Source organism: Flavobacterium xizangense (genome assembly GCF_054075145.1).
On the sequence record NZ_JBSIPG010000091.1, the window covers coordinates 1 to 275 of the forward strand.

1 protein-coding gene is annotated in these 275 nt (G+C 38.9%); it reads right to left on the bottom strand.

Translation table 11 applies throughout. The annotated features are described in order from the left end of the window. A partial coding sequence (locus ACWA1B_RS22640; protein ID WP_456910863.1) for a DNA topoisomerase occupies positions 1 to 275 on the bottom strand: 275 nt, incomplete at both ends.

Sequence of the window (275 nt, forward strand, 5' to 3'; positions counted from 1 at the left end):
GAAGAAACGAAGGTTCATGCGGACCTTTTTCGCCAACCACAAAACTCGGCAGCAAATCAGGTTCTTTTTCCTTCGCGTTCGGATCTTCAAACACAACACGAAAACCTTTTTTGAGGATTTCTTTTCCCGTTGCCTTAAAAGTCACATCGACAGCTTTTCCAATAACTGTCGTATTGGCGACTAAACAATCATCATAAAAAACAGCAATAAAACGTCTTGTAATAATATCATAAACCTGCTGCTGATTGAAAGGCAGATTATTTTGAACACCAGTT